Origin of the sequence: Flagellimonas ulvae (assembly GCF_049333175.1) — a bacterium.
Classification (GTDB): Bacteria; Bacteroidota; Bacteroidia; order Flavobacteriales; family Flavobacteriaceae; genus Flagellimonas.
The window spans coordinates 386,373-403,319 of record NZ_CP186325.1 but is presented as its reverse complement, the minus strand read 5'-3'; the positions used below and the strand labels follow the sequence as shown (position 1 = coordinate 403,319).

Annotated in this window: 16 protein-coding genes; 7 read left to right on the top strand and 9 right to left on the bottom strand. The window is 38.3% G+C overall.

Going from position 1 to position 16,947, the window contains the following annotated elements; genetic code table 11:
- The 6 genes from ACOKFD_RS01845 to ACOKFD_RS01820 all read right to left on the bottom strand — a co-directional run bounded on the left by ACOKFD_RS01845 (position 1) and on the right by ACOKFD_RS01820 (position 7,045).
- Positions 1–366: a response regulator gene (locus tag ACOKFD_RS01845; protein ID WP_298998385.1), complete on the bottom strand. Its 366-nt coding sequence runs from the start codon at positions 364–366 to the stop codon at positions 1–3.
- Positions 363–3,050 (bottom strand): sodium:solute symporter family transporter, encoded by a 2,688-nt coding sequence (locus ACOKFD_RS01840; protein WP_422859695.1) that lies wholly within the window; start codon positions 3,048–3,050, stop codon positions 363–365. Before ACOKFD_RS01840 ends, ACOKFD_RS01845 begins: the two co-directional genes overlap by 4 nt.
- A gap of 273 nt (positions 3,051–3,323) precedes the next feature.
- The gene (locus ACOKFD_RS01835) at positions 3,324–5,030 is read right to left on the bottom strand and encodes a sodium:solute symporter family protein (protein WP_422859694.1); all 1,707 of its coding nucleotides are present in this window, start codon (positions 5,028–5,030) and stop codon (positions 3,324–3,326) included.
- A gap of 19 nt (positions 5,031–5,049) precedes the next feature.
- On the bottom strand, positions 5,050–5,313 hold the full coding sequence (locus ACOKFD_RS01830; RefSeq protein ID WP_298998379.1) for a DUF4212 domain-containing protein: 264 nt from the start codon (positions 5,311–5,313) through the stop codon (positions 5,050–5,052).
- A gap of 11 nt (positions 5,314–5,324) precedes the next feature.
- Positions 5,325–6,536 carry a hypothetical protein gene (locus tag ACOKFD_RS01825; RefSeq protein ID WP_422859693.1) on the bottom strand — a complete coding sequence of 404 codons (1,212 nt, stop codon included), beginning with the start codon at positions 6,534–6,536 and terminating at the stop codon, positions 5,325–5,327.
- A gap of 95 nt (positions 6,537–6,631) precedes the next feature.
- Positions 6,632–7,045 carry a transposase gene (locus tag ACOKFD_RS01820; RefSeq protein WP_422859692.1) on the bottom strand — a complete coding sequence of 138 codons (414 nt, stop codon included), beginning with the start codon at positions 7,043–7,045 and terminating at the stop codon, positions 6,632–6,634.
- A gap of 278 nt (positions 7,046–7,323) precedes the next feature.
- On the opposite strand from ACOKFD_RS01820, the gene ACOKFD_RS01815 reads away from it, so the two are divergent.
- Positions 7,324–8,031, top strand: coding sequence for a DUF5018 domain-containing protein (locus ACOKFD_RS01815; protein ID WP_422859691.1), 708 nt, complete (start codon positions 7,324–7,326; stop codon positions 8,029–8,031).
- 141 nt (positions 8,032–8,172) lie between these two features.
- On the opposite strand, the gene ACOKFD_RS01810 is transcribed toward ACOKFD_RS01815, so the two are convergent.
- Together ACOKFD_RS01810 and ACOKFD_RS01805 are read right to left on the bottom strand one after the other, a co-directional pair.
- Entirely contained in the window at positions 8,173–9,117 is a 945-nt protein-coding gene (locus ACOKFD_RS01810; protein ID WP_422859690.1) for a phosphoribosylaminoimidazolesuccinocarboxamide synthase, read from the bottom strand.
- A gap of 4 nt (positions 9,118–9,121) precedes the next feature.
- Complete coding sequence (locus tag ACOKFD_RS01805; RefSeq protein ID WP_422859689.1) at positions 9,122–10,075, bottom strand: PhoH family protein; 954 nt, start codon at positions 10,073–10,075, stop codon at positions 9,122–9,124.
- A gap of 122 nt (positions 10,076–10,197) precedes the next feature.
- Here ACOKFD_RS01805 and ACOKFD_RS01800 point away from each other — a divergent pair, with 122 nt between their 5' ends.
- From ACOKFD_RS01800 to dnaN, 5 genes are all read left to right on the top strand, one after another.
- Positions 10,198–11,028, top strand: a complete 831-nt coding sequence (locus ACOKFD_RS01800; protein WP_422859688.1) for an SAM hydrolase/SAM-dependent halogenase family protein — start codon at positions 10,198–10,200, stop codon at positions 11,026–11,028.
- Entirely contained in the window at positions 11,029–11,331 is a 303-nt protein-coding gene (locus ACOKFD_RS01795) for a putative quinol monooxygenase (RefSeq protein WP_422859687.1), read from the top strand.
- Positions 11,332–11,444: 113 nt separating this feature from the next.
- On the top strand, positions 11,445–12,176 hold the full coding sequence (gene gldF / locus ACOKFD_RS01790) for a gliding motility-associated ABC transporter permease subunit GldF (protein WP_422859686.1): 732 nt from the start codon (positions 11,445–11,447) through the stop codon (positions 12,174–12,176).
- Positions 12,173–13,840: a gliding motility-associated ABC transporter substrate-binding protein GldG gene (gldG, locus tag ACOKFD_RS01785; RefSeq protein WP_422859685.1), complete on the top strand. Its 1,668-nt coding sequence runs from the start codon at positions 12,173–12,175 to the stop codon at positions 13,838–13,840. Before gldF ends, gldG begins: the two co-directional genes overlap by 4 nt.
- Positions 13,841–13,956: 116 nt before the next feature.
- Entirely contained in the window at positions 13,957–15,075 is a 1,119-nt protein-coding gene (gene dnaN / locus ACOKFD_RS01780; protein WP_298998360.1) for a DNA polymerase III subunit beta, read from the top strand.
- Between the two features lie 53 nt (positions 15,076–15,128).
- On the opposite strand, the gene ACOKFD_RS01775 is transcribed toward dnaN, so the two are convergent.
- Positions 15,129–15,488 (bottom strand): DUF4870 domain-containing protein, encoded by a 360-nt coding sequence (locus ACOKFD_RS01775; protein WP_298998358.1) that lies wholly within the window; start codon positions 15,486–15,488, stop codon positions 15,129–15,131.
- Positions 15,489–15,571: 83 nt separating this feature from the next.
- Here ACOKFD_RS01775 and mnmE point away from each other — a divergent pair, with 83 nt between their 5' ends.
- The gene (gene mnmE / locus ACOKFD_RS01770; protein ID WP_422859684.1) at positions 15,572–16,942 is read left to right on the top strand and encodes a tRNA uridine-5-carboxymethylaminomethyl(34) synthesis GTPase MnmE; all 1,371 of its coding nucleotides are present in this window, start codon (positions 15,572–15,574) and stop codon (positions 16,940–16,942) included.
- Positions 16,943–16,947: the final 5 nt, after the last annotated feature.

The following is a 16,947-nucleotide window of genomic DNA, read 5'->3' as shown; positions in this document are numbered from 1 at the left end:
TCAGGCTATCATTTCTTCAATATCCGCAATGACCTTTTTTACCGAAAACGGCTTGGTCACATAACTATCGGCTCCAAGTTTCAGGCCCTTTTCTACATCGGCAAGTTTACTTTTAGCCGATAAAAAAACCACCTTGGTTCCGTTTAGGTCTTTATTATTTCGTATTTGCTTCAAGGTTTCATACCCATCCATTTTGGGCATCATAATGTCCAGAAGAACTATGTTGGGAAGCTCTTTGCCAGCTATTTCCAAAGCTTCAGTACCATCTCGCGCTATAAAAACCTCAAAGTCTTTTTTCTTAAATGCATATTCCAACGACATTACAATGTTGGGTTCATCATCTACTATCAAAATCTTTCTACTCATATTGTCTTAGGTATTGTGAATACCAGCCTTGCACCACGCTTAACCGTTTTATCTGCCCAAATACTTCCGTTATGGCTTTCAACAATTTGCTTGCAAATGGCCAAACCAAAACCACTTCCTTGAGGCTTTTTAGTGTTCTGATTCTTTGACTGATAAAATTTTTCAAAAATATAATTGTGATCCTCTTCTGGAATCCCTCTTCCATTATCTTCAACCGCTATGGCAATCTCCTTTTCTTTCTCTTCCAGTAGTACCTTAATAATTCCTTTCTCTTTCTTTGTAAACTTTAATGAATTGGATAGTAAGTTGGTTAAAACTTGAAGGATTCTATCCTCATCATACATTCCTTCCAGATACTCGGACTCCTCAAAAATCACATGTACCTTTTGTTGCTCGGCTATTCTTTCTATACCGTTTATGGCTTTTTTGATGGTCTTATTTATTTTACCGCTACGTATTTTGAGTTCGGTACGGTCAGAGGAAAGTTTTTCAAGATCTAAAATGTCATGAATCAATTTGGCTAAACGGTCCGTATCCTTACTGATGTTTTTCAAGAATTGTTGCCGGAGTTCCGAAGGCATCGCATCGTCCTCCAAAATTTCTGAAGCAGCTTTGATTGAGGTAATAGGGGTTTTAAGTTCATGGGCCACGGTATCCAAAAATTCATCTTTTTGCTTATCCTGAAATAACAATTCATCGTTGGCCAACTGTAATTTAGAGGTCATCTGGGACAGCTCTTCCGATTTTTCAACAAGCAGTTTGTTAGTAGCTTTGGTTTCCTTGTTTTCTTCCAAAATATTCAACACCTCAACCAGACTAATTGGCTTCTCTTTAGAGACCGAAGCCAACAATATTTTTGCCGAAGCGCTTCCAATGGAACCTGTAAGCAGCTTCTCAGAAAAGTTGATGAGGCGTGCATCTGCCTTTTCCTCTTGTTCCGAAATATTATATTTTCTATTAAAAAGGGTCAAGGCACGCTTCGTTCGTGTCTCACCTAAAAATCGATTTAACAATCTTCTGATATCAGCAACGTAAGCTTCACCCTTCCATATAAAAGCACCTTCCTGAAGGTTTTCATAATTCTCATTGTTCACGAACATTTCGGCATAATTACGCTCGCGATAATTACCTTTTGCCATAAGTGAGAAGCCCACAAAAGCCATAGTATTAAAACTCATACTCCATAGGAAAGCATTACTTTCTGGAGTTAGATAATCCAATCCGAATAATTGTGATGGCCGCAACCACCAATATCCGAAAAGGCCTTTATCAGCTATTTGCGATTCAGGTGTAACAACATCGCCAATGATTGGCAGAAAAAGGGTATAGATAACCACTAAAAGCCCAACAATCATTCCCACCTTAGCCGCTTTGGCCGTTCCACGTCTCCAAAAAAGACCCAAAAAGAAAGATGGGGCCAATTGGGCAATAATCACAAACGAAATCAGTCCAATAGAAAATAAGGAAAGTTGATTGGAAAAGAGAACGTAGAAAAAATAGGCGACAATAATCAATATAAAAATCGCAATTCTTCTAATGTTTTTAATGTTCTTCGCATTTTCTTCTGGGTTACCCTCAACAAGCTTTTTAATAAAACCATAAGGGATAATAACGTTATTGCTCACCATCGTGGACAACGCTAAGGTAGACACCACAATCATGGAAATAACGGCAGAAAAACCTCCAATAAAAACCAATAGAGTCAAAAAAGTATTTCCTTCTTGGATGGGCAATAAAAGCGAGTAGTAATCGTGGTTTACGGTGTTGGGTAATTTGATATTACCGGCCCAAGCAATAAAAATTACGAAAACATTGAAAACAAGCAGATAAAGAGGGAATAACCAAATCGCTTTTTTCAAATGATTGATGTTTTGATTTTCCACTACCGCCACATGGAATTGCCGGGGCAATAGAAAAATAGCGAAAAAGGAAAGGAGTATGGTGAACATCCAATTAAATCCATTTTCCAAACCACCAAATGAACTCAGTTCTTTAAAATTTTCGGTGAGGGATGCTTTTTGATAGACATCGGTTGTACCATCAAACATAAAATACACTACAAAAATGCCAATGGCCAAAAAGAAAACCAGTTTCAAAATAGATTCCAGAGCGACAGTTGCCATAATACCTCGTTTCCCAAGTGAAGCATCTGTGGATTGGGTGCCGAAGAAAGCCACAAAAATAGCAATCAGTAAAGCAATGTAAAACGTGGAATCTTCGAATATACTTGCAGAAACATAACTTGTATTGTTGGAAACCAAGGCGAAGGTTTCTGAAACAGCTTTTAGCTGTAGGGATATATAGGGGATAATGGCCAAAAGACACGTAACGGTCACCAAAGCCCCTAGGGGTCTGTTATTGCCATAGCGCATGGAAATAAAATCGGCAATACTCGAAATCTTGTGTTGTTTTGATATTCTAATGATTTTACGCATTAGAACAATCCAAAGTGGCATAGCGATTACAGGTCCCAAATAAATGGCTAAAAAATTAACCCCAGACTGCGAAGCAATACCTACGCTGCCATAGTAGGTCCATGCAGTGCAATACACCGCCAAAGACAGTACATAGATGTAGGGGTTATTGACCAACTTTCCTTGATGCTTTCTTTCTGCCCAATACGCCAAGAAAAAAAGAAATGCTAGATAAAGAACTATTATTAATATCAGGGCATAGTTACTCATAGAATTTTTTTAGAATATAGTAAGCCACAACGATACCGATAAACCAGCTCAAAAAAATAAAAATGTAAAATGCCGGAAAGCCAAAGAGATGAAAATCGCCATCCAAAATAGTTGCAAAAGGTACATTCCATAGGAAAAATAAGATGATCGCTATCATCACTAGTTTCTGCTGATGTCTCTTTTTCATTTTCATATGTAAGGTCCTTCTATAAAATTATGAAAACGGCGCGGTATTTAAACACCACACCGCTTTCTTTAACCAACTAACAATTTTTAGTGGGCCGAAGCCTCTCCAGCACCACTAGGAATTCTTATATTCTCAACAATATCTTGAACCTCCTCAGGGGGCTCTTCGGTAAACTTGTTCACCACAAGAGCTACCACAAAATTCACGACCATGGCTATTGTTCCAAATCCTTCTGGGGAAATTCCAAACCACCAACTATCCTTAAGTCCAGCTACCACTTCTTTTCCTCCGTCAAAGATTCCGAATTTGAATTTCAGCATATAAAATAACATCAGAGAAATACCTACGACCATACCGGTTATGGCTCCCTTACTATTCATTTTCTTATAGAAAATTCCTAAAATAATAGCGGGGAAGAACGAAGCTGCTGCCAAGCCAAAGGCGAGCGCCACTACCGCTGCCACAAAACCTGGCGGATTGATTCCGAAATACCCAGCAACACAAACAGCACCAACTGCAGATAAACGAGCTGCCCAAAGTTCTCCCTTTTCAGATAGGTCTGGATTGAAAACATTCTTGATTAAATCATGTGATACCGAAGAAGAAATAACCAATAGTAATCCGGCTGCTGTGGACAAGGCTGCTGCTAAACCACCTGCCGCCACTAAGGCTATTACCCAAGCGGGAAGATTGGCAATTTCTGGATTGGCAAGTACCATAATGTCCCGGTCCACCTTTAACTCGTTGATTTCAGGATTGGCAACATATTGAATCTTACCATCTCCATTCTTGTCGTCATGTCCAATTAATCCTGTGGTTTCCCAATTCTTAAACCATTCTGGCATAGCGTCGTAATCTTTGCCACTAACTGTTTCGATGAGATTTGTTCTTGCGAATACAGCCACTGCTGGAGCAGTAGTATACAAAATAGCAATAAGAAGCAGTGCCAACCCAGCTGATTTTCTAGCATCCTTAACACGCTTAACTGTGAAGAAACGAACAATTACATGAGGTAACCCAGCAGTACCTACCATTAACGCAAAGGTTATAGCAAATACATCTATTAAGTTCTTAGAGCCATTGGTGTATTCAGAGAATCCAAGCTCTGTGGAAAGTCCATCCAATTTATCCAATAGATAGGTTCCATCTGAAATAGTGCCCCCCATGCCTAACTGTGGAATTGGGTTACCAGTCATTTGAATGGAAATAAAAATGGCTGGAACCATAAAGGCAAATATCAAAACACAATACTGTGCCACTTGGGTATAGGTAATTCCTTTCATCCCTCCCAAAACTGCATAGAAAAGTACGATGACCATACCAATGATAACTCCGGTATCAATATCTACTTCTAAAAATCGGGAAAATACAATACCCACTCCGCGCATTTGTCCCGCTACATAGGTAAAAGAAACTATCAATGCGCATATTACCGCAACTATCCGAGCTGTTTTGGAATAGTATCTTTCCCCAATGAAATCGGGTACAGTAAACTTTCCAAACTTTCGTAGATAAGGTGCCAGAAGCAATGCTAGAAGTACATAACCTCCTGTCCATCCCATTAAATATACCGCCCCATCATATCCTGCAAATGATATAATTCCCGCCATGGAGATAAAAGATGCTGCCGACATCCAATCCGCAGCGGTGGCCATACCGTTGGCCAATGGAGAAACTCCTCCGCCGGCAACATAAAACTCCTTTGTAGAACCGGCTCTCGACCAAATCGCTATACCGATGTATAGCGTAAAGGTGATACCGACTAAAATATATGTCCAAAGTTGTACACTCATAATCTTGTTCTTTAGTTAGTTAATCCTCGTTGTATCCGTATTTTTTATCCAATTTGTTCATCAATCGTACATACACGAAAATGAGTATCACGAATACATAGATAGAGCCTTGTTGTGCGAACCAAAACCCGAGTTTGAACCCGCCAATTCGAATTGTGTTCAACGCATCTTTAAAGATGATGCCTGCTCCGTAGGAAACTGCGAACCAAATAATCAAAAGGATGACTAGATATCTGAGGTTCTCTTTCCAATACGCAGAAGCTTTTTTTTGTTTTTCTGACATAATGTGTTGGTTTATAAGTAAATCATTGCTTGTACGGTAAATACCCCGGTTCCATCTGCATCACCTACTTTCGAGTTTGCATATTCCAAACTCAGTTTAGAATGATGGCCAGTCATGAAAATATTGGCTCCCAAGCCAAATCTTGTGGCATTATCATCAATAGCATCAATAGATCTATTGTTATAGGAAACATAGGGTTGTAACCGTGTCTTATCGGCTGGTCCTGGAACTAAGTATCCTACGTGTCCATAAATCATGTTCCCGGTTGCGTATGGACCGAAGTTGTAATTTTCCCCATAATCGTTGTTCTGATATACCAAATAAGCTGTAATTGCGGAACCATCTTGTCCCAGAGGTGCATCATAAAAAGCATCAACAGCAAAAATATTGACATCTGCTCCATCTCCATCAGCTTCCACAACTCCATTTCTATGGTTAAAAAAGCCTGCACCGATATTGAATACCTTTTTACTACCTAAGTAAGAACCTACTTTGTAGGGCAAGAAGTTTGATTCTTGATCCAAGAAGTTAAAGTCAAAATAACCTTGCAAAACCTTACCCGCATCCGCAGAACCTAAAATCCGACGGCCTCCATATACCGTTACCCCATCGAGTACAGGGTCTCTGGTATCCAAAGTGCTTGTTCCAGCCTCATTGAATGCTACACGATATTGTAGTTTGCCAAGCTTTCCTTTGGCGTACACTCCAATATGACGTGCAAATTGGTCGGAAAGTCCAATGGTTGCCCAAGATTGACGGTTGTTATCCAACGTCATCATATTGAGCGTACTTTGATTGTTCAACCTTGAAATTCCATTCCAATAATGTAATCCAGCTCCGATATCATGGTTATCCACGACCTTCCATTCTCCCCAAAAGTCATGGAAGAACAATTGGGCATTTTCACCAAAACCGAGAGGGCTTTGATTATTACCGTTAAGACTGTTGAGACCCCAATGGGTCAAAATCAAAAACTTTTTGTTTAACTGGGTAAAGGTCAAAACCCTTGCACGCCTGATACTCATATTAAACTGACTTACGTCATCAGGTACGTCTTCATTATATTGGGCCCAGAATTGTCCCCATGCTATTATTCGAAGATATTTTGAACCATCTTCGTTAAACTTAACTTTGTAGCCACCTGTATATTCGGTGCTTCCTTGCGAAAAAGCCAATGGGATGATTAGCATTGAGAATGCTAATCCGAAAACTATTTTTTTCATTTTTAAGATGTTATGGTTTTTTGCATGCACCACGAACATCCTAAAAAAATTGTCTTAATTGAAAGTTAATATAGTTTTTTGTAAATTAAGTATATCTATTCTCTGAAACGTTCCCACTTGATTAGCATGAACTTATCACCTAACTCAGTAACCAATACTCCAGCGCCAGTAATATTTTCGGAATTTTGAAAATACTGTTGAAGTTCACTTTGGTTGAGAATTTTATAGGTAGGGTGATACTTTGAATTATAAGGTCGTTTAATATTGTACTTGCGCACCCAATTCATAACAGACACATGCGAAACGCCAAGAATTCGTTCAATTTCTCGATAGGTTAATCCCTCCAAATATAGCTGAAGCGCCTTGTTTACGTAGTAATCATCTATTTGTTTTCCTAGCTTTCCAACCGTGAAAAAATATCCGCAGGATTTACATTTATATCGTTGTCGATTTTTGACAACACCTGCTTTAATAAAGTGTAAAGAAGAACAATTAGGACAGGATTCCATTCTAGATATACTTATTTAGCATAAATATATCAATTTAGCATTAAACGAAAAAACCGTTGAACATCCTTAGCTAATGCTTCGACAAAACCTAAAATACTCTTTCTCCGATTTACTTGAATTTTAGCTACTTGAATTGTTTTGACAACTTTTTCAAATCATTTAAACTGGTTAAGAAATAAATTCCAGAGTTGATGCTTCGCCAAATAAAAAAGGTGCCACAGTATACAATATTACTCATTAACCTCAAGATTTTTTTAAGTTTCCATAAAACTTAGAAAATGAAAATAGATATCTACTTAACCATAGCGGTTTCAATTTTACTAGTGGCTTCATGTTCGACAGATACCTCAAATGAACAACAAGAAGAAAGAAGTAGTGGTAAAAGAATACTAGAATTTAGTGTACTAGGTTTGTCTGGAATGATTAATCAAGAAGACAACATAATCTCTTTGGTTGTTCCAGATGATTCAGATTTGACTACATTGGCACCAACTCTCTCTATATCGGAAAATGCTTCAGTTTCTCCTGCGTCCGGAACAAGTCAAGACTTCACAACATCAGTGGAGTATATTGTTAGTGCAGAAGATGGAACCACTCAAAATTACTTAGTTACAATTAATACGTTAACTTATTCCTTTACAGTAGGTTCAAAGTCCTATGAGTTAATTAGGGATGAACTTAATTGGAACGAGGCTACCGAATTCGCAACTTCAAGAGGAGGTAGTTTAGCAGAAGTCAATGACCTATCCGAAAATCAGGGTATTTTAACAACTATTCTCAATAATGGGAACATTGTTTTTCCAAATCTTGCAAGAGAGTTAATTTGGTTGGGGGGGAACGATTTGGAAAATGAAGGTATCTGGATTCTTGATGGGAACAATGATGGTCAAGGTCCACAATTTTGGGAGGGAGCAAACAATGGTATGTCTGTGAATGGGCTTTTTAATAATTGGGGCAGCATAGAACCTGACGGTGGTGATCTTTAAAACGCCTTATCGATGGTCTTAAGGGATACTCCTATAAACAATGCAGGGGAATGGAACGATGTAAGCATAGAAAACAATCTATATTTTATAATTGAATATGATTAATACAATCCAGAATAACAATTACTTAGTATAGAAAAACTAGAGAAACTGTTTAACGTTGTATTCTATTCTACCGGCTATATTGGAGATGTCTTCTTTTTTGAACAATTCTCCTGTAATACTTTCATACAGCTCAATATACCGCTCTGAAACGGAAGTGATAAAATCATCACTCATCTCTGGCACAGTTTGGCCTTCTAAACCTTGAAAACCATTGGATATGAGCCATTGCCTCACAAATTCTTTGGACAATTGTTTTTGGGCCTCTCCCTTTTCTTGTCGTTCTTCATAACCCTCGGCATAAAAGTAGCGAGATGAATCAGGAGTGTGTATTTCGTCGATTAACACAATTTCACCATCCTTTGTTTTCCCGAATTCATACTTCGTATCAACTAAAATAAGCCCTTGTTTGGCTGCAAGTTCAGTCCCCCGTTGAAATAGTTTTCTAGTATAATCTTCCAAAACCAGATAGTCAGCTTCACTTACAATTCCCTTGGCAAGAATATCTTCTCTGGAAATATCCTCATCGTGGTCCCCTTTTTCAGCCTTAGTTGCCGGGGTGATTATAGGTTCCGGAAACTTATCGTTTTCAATCATACCTTCTGGCATTGAAACACCACAGAGTATTCGTTTGCCAGATTTGTATTCCCGTGCAGCATGACCAGACAGATACCCTCGAATCACCATTTCTACCTTAAAGGGTTCACAAGCTTTACCTACTGCCACATTGGGGTCTGGTGTAGCCATAAGCCAATTAGGCACCAAGTCCTCTGTCGCTTTCATCATTTGAGTGGCAATCTGATTGAGAATCTGCCCCTTGTAAGGTATTCCCTTTGGCATAACCACATCAAAAGCGGATAGTCGGTCTGTGGCAATCATCACCAATATATCATTGTCCAATGTGTACACTTCACGAACTTTTCCTTTGTACACAGAACGTTGTCCTGGAAACTGAAAATTTGTTTCCATTAAAGTATTGGCCATAATACTAGTTTTGGTGTTCTATATTCTTGTAAGCGTCTATCACTTTTTTGACCAGCTTATGGCGAATAACATCCTTATCGTCAAGATAAACAATGCCTATGCCTTTGACATTTTTTAAAATCAATAAAGCCTCTTTAAGACCAGAGATAACCCTTCTTGGCAAGTCTATCTGGCCCGGATCCCCGGTAATCAAGAATTTAGCATTTTTACCCATCCTCGTCAAGAACATTTTCATCTGTGCATGGGTGGTATTCTGGGCCTCATCCAAAATTACAAAAGCATTGTCCAGCGTTCTACCTCGCATAAATGCCATGGGCGCTATCTGTATAGTACCGTCCTCAATATATTTGGCCAGCTTTTCCGGGGCAATCATATCTCGTAAAGCATCGTACAAAGGCTGCATGTAGGGATCTAGCTTCTCTTTTAAATCCCCTGGTAAAAAACCAAGGTTCTCACCTGCCTCAACAGCAGGTCTAGTCAAGATAATGCGTTTTACTTGTTTTTCTTTCAAAGCCTTAACAGCCAGGGCAACTCCTGTGTAGGTCTTCCCTGTACCTGCAGGTCCGATAGCAAAAACCATATCGTTTTCCCGACACAGATCCACAATTTTCCTTTGATTAAGCGTTTGCGCCTTTATCAATCTACCACTGACTCCATGGACCAATACCTCATTACTCGCTTTAGAAGATTGATAATCTTCTTCACTGTTACTGGTCAGAACACGCTCAATCATGTTTTCGTCAAGCTTGTTGTATTTCGCAAAATGGGAGGTCAACATGTCAAAACGTTGGTCAAATTCCTCCAAAAGTTCTTCGTCACCATAGACCTTAATCTTGTTGCCTCTAGCTACAATCTTCAGTTTGGGAAAATACTTTTTAAGGAGTTCTATGTTCTCATTTCGCTGCCCAAAAAAATCCTGGGGGCTTATTTCCGTAAGTTCAATAATGAGTTCGTTCAAAAAAAGAGGGATGTTATAGGGTTATTTTCGAAGAAAAATGTTCGTTCTAATTTGTTTATTTTTACCCAACAAACTTAACCAAAAATCATTTTGGCCGCCGAAAAACATATCAACAGTATTGCATGGCAATCATAACCTTAACTACTGATTTTGGGCAAAAAGACCACTTTATAGGCGCCATAAAGGGAACAATACTAAGCCATGTATCTGAAGTAACTGTTGTTGACATCTCGCACACTATAAGTCCGTTCAATATTCAGGAATGTGCCTATATACTGAAGAACAGTTATCATTATTTTCCTAAAGGAACCATTCATTTGGTTGGGGTGGATTCTGAGCTTTCACCAGAGAATGAACATATTGTGGTAGAAGCTGATGGCCATTTTTTTATTGGTGCCAATAATGGAATTATTTCAATGGTAACCTCTGATATCAATGTAGATGCAATCATGGAAATCAACTTGCCCCAAGACGAAGTAGATTCCTTCCCTGCTTTAGCAGTCTTTGTGCCTGTAGCTTGTCACTTGGTTCGTGGCGGGAAGTTGGAAGTAATTGGTCGTCCTTTTGATAAACTCAAAGAATCCAAAGAATTTGAACCTAGAATAACTAATGGTGGAAAAACCATAGTAGGCAATGTTATTTATATTGATAATTATGGTAACGCCGTGACCAATATTAGAAAAACACTATTTGAAGCCTATCGCAATGGAAGAGATTTCGAAATAGTAGCAAGAACCAATAAAATAAAAACGCTTTACAATACCTATAATGGTATCATCAACTATGAACTTGATAGAGGCCAAAGGAAAGGACCAGGTGATGCCTTGGCTTTGTTCAATACTTTAGGGCTCGTAGAGTTGGCCATTTTTAAAAGTGACCTGAACAGTGTTGGAGGCGCATCTACCCTACTTGGGCTAAGCTATCGTGATACCATAACCATAAATTTTTTGTAAATGTTGATTCGCATTGTAAAATTGACCTTCAAACCCGAAAATATCGCTAGTTTTGAAAGCATTTTTGAATCATCCAAACACACAATATTGGGATTTTCCGGTTGCACCTTTTTGGAATTATATCAGGATATTAAATGTCCAAACGTCTTTTTTACTTATAGCCATTGGGAAGATGAGTCGTATTTGGAGGCCTATAGAAATTCAATTTTTTTTAAAGAAGTTTGGCAAAATACAAAAGCTTTATTTTCCGATAAGCCGGAAGCTTGGAGCGTCAACAAACGAGCAATGAGCAATGAGCAATGAGCAAATAGATAATAGAAAAAACAATAAAAGCGTGAAATTCAATTGGGCCGAGTACGTTTTTCATACCAAAGCATTGAATATTGACCAATTTGGTAATTGTTAATTGAGCTGAAATGTTTGCAGTTTTTAAAAGAGAAATCCAATCATTCTTTACGGCACCCATCGGCTATCTTATTGTTGGGCTGTTCTTACTGCTAAATGGTTTGTTTCTTTGGGTTTTTAAGGGGGATTACAACATATTTGATTATGGCTTTGCCGACCTTGGGAAATTCTTTTTGTTAGCTCCCTGGGTTTTTGTCTTTCTGATTCCTGCCGTAACCATGAAAAGTTTTTCTGAAGAAAGAAAACTTGGAACACTCGAGCTATTGTTGATAAAACCTATTTCTATTTGGAAAATGGTGCTAGGAAAATTTTTTGGAACCTTTACCCTTTGTTTGATTACCATAATTCCAACTTTTATCTATGTTTTCGCCATATCAGATTTGGGCGTCATTTCAGGAAACTATGATTTAGGTGTTGTTCTTGGTTCCTACTTTGGTCTATTGTTCCTTATTGCGGCTTATGCCAGTATTGGACTTTTTGCTTCTACCCTATCAGAAAATCAGATTGTAGCATTTATCATTGGTATTTTGCTTTGTTTCTTGCTGTTTAATGGTTTTGATGCTATTTCCACTTTATTTTCTAATGGAGATACCCAGCTTCAAATTCAACGGTTAGGGGCAAGAGCACATTTTGAGAGTATTGCAAGGGGAATTATTGATACTCGGGATTTGATTTATTTTATATCCATCTCTTTTCTCTTTTTGTATTTGACTTATGCACGATTAAGCCGTTTGACCCAATGAAAGGAAAGTTTGTTTTTACTCTGATAAAAGGTCTGGCAGTTCTTCTTTTGCTCAATATTCTGGGAGGTTTTGCCTACAAAAGATTCGACCTAACAGAAGATGCCCGCTTTACCCTATCCGAACCGTCAATTGAAGCTGCAAAAAAGTTTGATGGACCAGTAATAATTGATGTCCTTTTGGAAGGAAACATTCCGCCTGAGTTTGCAAGACTAAAATCAGAAACATTGCAATTGGTCAAATCCTTCGCATCAATTAACAACAACATCAAAGTCAATTTGGTAAATCCCTTGGAAGACAAGGCTCAAAGTCAACAAACCATTTTGGATTTACAGCGTATTGGTTTAAAACCTGCCAATGTCACCGTAGAGGAAGGAGGTAAAGTATCCCAAGAGCTCATTTTTCCTTGGGCCATGGTCAACTATAATGATCAAACCGTTAAAGTCCCGCTACTCAAAAACAAGTTAGGTGCAAGCGCTGAGGAACGTATAAACAATTCCGTTCAGCAATTGGAGTATGCCTTTTCTGACGCATTCGCCAAACTAAGCATCAAGGAAAAGAAGCGCATTGCTGTCATAAAAGGCAATGGCGAATTGGACGATATCTATTTAGCGGATTTTCTAACTTCAATACGAGACTATTATAATTTGGGGATTATTACGTTGGATTCTGTTGCAAATAACCCCCAAAAGGTACTTGACCAACTGAACAATTTTGATTTGGCACTTGTCGCCAAACCAACGGAAGCCTTCTCAGATGAAGAAAAATACGTATTAGATCAGTACATAGTTAACGGAGGCAAATCCATTTGGCTTATAGATCAAGTGGCCATGGAAGTTGATAGTATTTTTGCTGGAGGAGGTAAGGCCTTGGCCCTTCCAAGAGAATTGAATCTAAACGATTTTTTCTTCAAGTATGGAGTGCGTATCAACCCTGTATTAGTGAATGACCTTTATTTTACGCAAATTGTTTTGGCCTCTGGAGAAGGAAATGATTCACAATTCAATCCCGTACCGTGGTATTACAACCCAATGGTCTTTTCAAAAAACAACCATCCCATAAATTCCAATATAGAAGCTGTACGCTATCAATTTGCCAGTTCAATTGATTTGCTGGACAATGGTTATCAAAAAACAGTTTTGTTGCAAAGTTCTCCATTATCAAAGACGGAAGGAACTCCCAAACAAATAGGGTTAGATGTTTTGAATACGCCTCCAAACAGGGATTCTTATAACGACGGAAATCAACCCTTAGCTGTACTTATTGAAGGAGAATTCAGTTCTGCTTTCAGAAATAGAATCAAGCCGGTTAAACTGAAGAATGCCGTTGAAGACGGTAAGTCCAATAAAATGATTGTCATTTCTGATGGTGACCTTATCAAAAACCAATTACAAAATGGCCAACCGTTGGAATTGGGATATGATAAATGGACCAGTAGTTTCTATGGAAACAAAGAGTTTCTTATCAATTCCACCAATTATCTTTTGGATGATACCGGACTTATAAACATCCGTAACAAAAAAGTGGCCATCCCAGTTTTGAATACAGAAAAAGTGGAGAACAAGAGAACCAAATGGCAGTTACTGAACATAGGGCTTCCCGTTGTTTTGACCCTGCTCCTAGGAATGGCTTTCGGGTACTTCAGAAAAAGAAAATACAGCACGTAAGTGTTGATAAATTTGTTTCTTAGCCTCGTTCATTTGAAATATATTTGTTTTTATCGATTTAGTTTTGGCCGAATGATTTAGAGGTTTCGCGCCAAAATCCCTAAAGACTTTCATTAATGAAATTTATAGTATCCAGTACCTATTTATTAAAACATCTTCAAGTTTTGGGTGGTGTTATCAATAACAGTAATACCCTGCCCATCTTGGACAATTTCCTATTCGATTTAAAGCAGAATAAGTTAACGGTGTCTGCTTCCGATTTGGAGACCACTATGAGCTCTGTTTTAGATGTGGATTCAGATTCTGAAGGTACTATAGCAGTGCCAGCAAGAATTCTTTTGGATACACTGAAAACATTCGCCGAACAACCCCTCACCTTTGTTGTTGAGGATAACAATACCGTTGAAATCAGTTCCAATCATGGGAAATATGCACTTGCCTATGCAGATGGTGCCGAATTTCCAAAAGCCATAGAAGTTTCCAACCCAAGTTCTACAGTACTTTTAGGAGATATATTAGCGACCGCTATCAACAAAACCATTTTTGCAGCGGGTAACGACGACCTTAGACCGGTAATGAGTGGGGTGTTTTTTCAGTTTTCGACAGAGAACCTGACTTTTGTGGCCACGGATGCACATAAATTAGTAAAATACCAACGTACGGATGTTAAGGCGAGTCAAACTGCTGAGTTCATAATGCCCAAAAAGCCTTTGAATCTATTAAAGGGAATTTTAGCAGGTTCTGAATCCGAGGTCACTATAGAATATAACGATAGCAACGCCAAGTTTGTATTTGATAATACAGAACTGATCTGTAGACTTATCGACGGGAAATACCCCAATTATGAAGCGGTTATTCCAAAGGAAAATCCAAATGTGCTATCCATTTCAAGAGGACAGTTTTTGAGTTCCGTGCGAAGGGTATCCATTTATTCCAATAAAACCACGCATCAAATTCGATTAAAAATAGCCGGAGCAGAATTGAATATATCCGCAGAAGATGTTGATTACAGCAATAAAGCTGACGAACGTTTGTCCTGCTCGTACCAAGGAGATGACATGCAAATAGGTTTCAACTCCAGGTTTTTGGTAGAAATGTTGGGGAATCTTTCCGCTGATGATGTTACTTTGGAAATGAGCCTTCCCAATCGCGCAGGTATCTTAACTCCAGCCGATGGCTTGGATGAAGGTGAGCATATTACCATGTTGGTTATGCCTGTTATGTTAAACAACTAATCTCCAACCATAAAAGCGGAAAAATCCAAAGCAAATGCTTTGGATTTTTCTATTTATAGAAAAGGTATGGTCATAAAATTGGAAGGGGACTCTCCGTTGTTGGCCTTAACCGCATTTACTATGGGCAGTACAAAACCTAAAATAGCTACCCCTATCAAGCCTAATATCCCCAAACCTAATAGCAATATAGCAGGAATGCTAATAAAGATGTACAACAATAAACTTAACTGTAAATTGACAGCTGCTTTTCCATGTTCGTTCATGCCCTCAACACTCTTTCTAGAGCTTAACCATATAATAAGTGGTACGATGAATCCTCCAAACCCAATAACATAATACAATAATTGGGTAAGATGCATTATGGACAACAAGGTGTTATCCTTCCTTAAAACGTTTTGATTAACTAATTCCATTTTTTGATTGATATTGAAGATATATCCTATCAGTCTAAAATTTCTCAATAATGTTACATTAACTAATTTGTATTTTTGCGGCCATGTCCTATCAAGATACCATAGTAGCCTTGGCAACTCCCCCTGGAATTGGAGCAATTGCCATTATTCGTGTATCGGGAAATGAAGCCATTTCCACTGTAGACTCCTTGTTTACTTCTGTACGAGGGAAGAAATTGATACATCAGAAAAGTCATACTATTTATTTAGGACATATAAAAGACGGTGAAAAGGTTTTGGACGAGGCATTGGTATCTGTATTTAAAGGTCCACATACGTATACCGGAGAAAATCTAGTCGAAATATCTTGTCATGGTTCTCCTTATATCCAACAACAAATAGTACAGCTTTTGTTGCGCAATGGATGCCGAACCGCTACAGCAGGAGAGTTTACCCTAAGGGCATTTTTAAATGGAAAAATGGACTTAAGTCAAGCAGAGGCTGTTGCCGACTTAATTGCTAGTGACAGTGCATCAGCCCACGAAATGGCATTGAAACAAATGCGAGGTGGATTTAGTAACGAAATTGAAGAATTACGACAAGAACTCCTAAACTTTGCCTCTTTAATCGAGTTGGAACTGGATTTTTCACAGGAAGATGTTGAATTTGCAAATCGGGATCAATTCAATACTCTTCTTTCAAAGATAAGTGAGGTACTTAAAAAGCTTATTGATTCATTTTCATTGGGAAATGTCATGAAACATGGTGTCCCTGTTGCCATAGTAGGAGAACCCAATGTTGGAAAGTCTACGCTGCTCAATGCCTTGCTAAACGAGGAAAAAGCTATTGTTAGCGATATTGCTGGAACTACACGTGACGCCATAGAAGACCAAATAAGTATTAAAGGCATAAACTTTAGGTTTATAGATACAGCTGGTATACGAGATACGCAAGATACCGTGGAGCAAATTGGAATTGAACGCACTTTTTCAAAAATTGATAAGGCCAAACTGATTATCTACCTTTTCGATGGGAAGAACTTCAATGATTCAACTTTGCAAGAAATCACCAAACAGTTTCCAAATAAACCACTTTTGCCCATTTGTAACAAAACGGATACTTTGGATAAAGAAGCCATTGAGCGATTGAAAACCAATATTCCAAAAGTTTCATTTATTTCAGCAAAAACTGGAGAAGGCGTTGAAAGCTTAAAAGAAAAATTATATAGTTCTGTTGAAACAGGTACTTTGAAAGGTGATAACGTTGTTGTAAGCAATAGTAGACATTATAATGCTCTTCTGAAGGCCTTGGAAGAAATACAAAAGGTAAAAGAAGGTCTTGATGTTGGGGTGCCGGGAGATTTAATGGCCATTGATATTCGTCAAGCGCTATTTCATTTAGGAGAAATAACTGGAAGTGTAACTACTGACGATTTGTTAGGAAATATTTTTTCTAATTTCTGCATCGGCAAATAAATAAG

Coding starts and splice junctions, on each gene's coding strand:
- ACOKFD_RS01845 (WP_298998385.1), bottom strand. CDS start 366: ATGAGTAGAAAGATTTTGATAGTAGATGATGAACCCAACATTGTAATG.
- ACOKFD_RS01840 (WP_422859695.1), bottom strand. CDS start 3,050: ATGAGTAACTATGCCCTGATATTAATAATAGTTCTTTATCTAGCATTT.
- ACOKFD_RS01835 (WP_422859694.1), bottom strand. CDS start 5,030: ATGAGTGTACAACTTTGGACATATATTTTAGTCGGTATCACCTTTACG.
- ACOKFD_RS01830 (WP_298998379.1), bottom strand. CDS start 5,313: ATGTCAGAAAAACAAAAAAAAGCTTCTGCGTATTGGAAAGAGAACCTC.
- ACOKFD_RS01825 (WP_422859693.1), bottom strand. CDS start 6,536: ATGAAAAAAATAGTTTTCGGATTAGCATTCTCAATGCTAATCATCCCA.
- ACOKFD_RS01820 (WP_422859692.1), bottom strand. CDS start 7,045: ATGGAATCCTGTCCTAATTGTTCTTCTTTACACTTTATTAAAGCAGGT.
- ACOKFD_RS01815 (WP_422859691.1), top strand. CDS start 7,324: ATGAAAATAGATATCTACTTAACCATAGCGGTTTCAATTTTACTAGTG.
- ACOKFD_RS01810 (WP_422859690.1), bottom strand. CDS start 9,117: ATGGCCAATACTTTAATGGAAACAAATTTTCAGTTTCCAGGACAACGT.
- ACOKFD_RS01800 (WP_422859688.1), top strand. CDS start 10,198: ATGGCAATCATAACCTTAACTACTGATTTTGGGCAAAAAGACCACTTT.
- ACOKFD_RS01795 (WP_422859687.1), top strand. CDS start 11,029: ATGTTGATTCGCATTGTAAAATTGACCTTCAAACCCGAAAATATCGCT.
- gldF (WP_422859686.1), top strand. CDS start 11,445: ATGTTTGCAGTTTTTAAAAGAGAAATCCAATCATTCTTTACGGCACCC.
- gldG (WP_422859685.1), top strand. CDS start 12,173: ATGAAAGGAAAGTTTGTTTTTACTCTGATAAAAGGTCTGGCAGTTCTT.
- dnaN (WP_298998360.1), top strand. CDS start 13,957: ATGAAATTTATAGTATCCAGTACCTATTTATTAAAACATCTTCAAGTT.
- ACOKFD_RS01775 (WP_298998358.1), bottom strand. CDS start 15,488: ATGGAATTAGTTAATCAAAACGTTTTAAGGAAGGATAACACCTTGTTG.
- mnmE (WP_422859684.1), top strand. CDS start 15,572: ATGTCCTATCAAGATACCATAGTAGCCTTGGCAACTCCCCCTGGAATT.